Source organism: Halofilum ochraceum, assembly GCF_001614315.2.
In the GTDB taxonomy this organism is placed as follows: domain Bacteria; phylum Pseudomonadota; class Gammaproteobacteria; order XJ16; family Halofilaceae; genus Halofilum; species Halofilum ochraceum.
Map to the genome: position 1 here is coordinate 1 of NZ_LVEG02000033.1, position 1,233 is coordinate 1,233.

Annotated in this window: 1 protein-coding gene; it reads right to left on the reverse strand. The window is 63.8% G+C overall.

Translation table 11 applies throughout. The annotated features are described in order from the left end of the window. Positions 1-48: 48 nt before the first annotated feature. Positions 49-1,116 carry an IS481 family transposase gene (locus tag A0W70_RS16350; RefSeq protein ID WP_070990181.1) on the reverse strand — a complete coding sequence of 356 codons (1,068 nt, stop codon included), beginning with the start codon at positions 1,114-1,116 and terminating at the stop codon, positions 49-51. Positions 1,117-1,233 lie beyond the last annotated feature (117 nt).

The window sequence follows — 1,233 nt, forward strand, 5'->3', positions numbered from 1 at the left end:
GTACTAGTTGAGTAATTACCCGACACTCAGGGTCTCCGGCGACTCGGATTATGCCGCCTCGGTGGCGGCGGTTTCATCCTCTTTCGGGATGATCGGTGGCAGCGTCTTCCTGCCGAGTGCCTCGCGCAGCGCCTGCGCCGGCGTTCTGCCGTTGAGCCGATAGCCCTGATGGCTGCGCTTGAGGTTGTAGAACTCGATGAAGATATCCAGGTCGGCCTGGATCTCCTCGACGGACTCGTACCACTTCTCCCGGCCCTTGATCCGGAAGTGCTCGTCGAGCAGCGTGCGGTTCATGCGCTCGACGAAGCCGTTGGTGCGCGGCGAGCGGACCTTCGTGGTCCGGTGTTCGATGTCGTGGAGCGCCAGCAGGAGCTGGTACGGGTGGTGCTCCGGCCGTCCGGAGAACTCGCGCCCGTTGTCGCTGAGGATGGTTTTGACCGTCACCCCGAGAGCGTCGTAGAAGGGCAGGACCCGGTCATAGAGCAGGTCGGCGGCGGTGATCGGCATCTTCGAGGTGTAGACCTTGGCGAACGCCAGCGAACAGAAGGCGTCGATGACCACCTGGACGTAGATCTTGCCGACGCCCTTGAGCGTGCCCCAGTAGAACGTGTCCTGGTTCAGCAGTTCGCCGGGTGCCGAGGTCTCGACGTGGCGCATGCGGAACTCGGGTGAGTGGCGCTCCAGCAGTCGGATCTGCTCCTCGGTGAGCACGTGGGTCTGCTCCCGGGCTTCGCCCTCGAGGCGCAGCAGGCGCTTGTAGCGGGTCTCCAGGTCATGGCGGAGCCAGACGCCGCGCACGCCGGAGGGGCTGACGTCGACGCCCTGGAGCCGCAGTTCGTTGGCGATGCGCTGGGAGCCGTAGGTGGGCTTTTCCAGGCACAGGTCGAGGATCTGCTTCTCGACGGCCTCGGGAACCCGGTTCGGATGCGGGTTCCTCGGGCCGCGGCGCTCCTCGACGAGGGCGGCCACGCCGCCCACCTTGAAGGCCTTCTGGACCTCGTAGAAGGTGTCGCGGTGGTAGCCCATGATCTTGCAGGCCTTCGAGACGTTGCCCAGCTCTTCGGCCAACTGCAGCAGCGACAGCTTACGCTTGGTACTCTGTGACGTGGTGGTCATCGGGTTTTCTCCCGGTTCTCTCTGCGTGTGGTAACAAAGAGTCTACCGGAGGCCCCGATGACCGCCCCTTTTGACCTTCACAAGGGGCGGGTGTCGGATAAATACTCAACTACATCA

Coding starts and splice junctions, on each gene's coding strand:
- A0W70_RS16350 (WP_070990181.1), bottom strand. CDS start 1,116: ATGACCACCACGTCACAGAGTACCAAGCGTAAGCTGTCGCTGCTGCAG.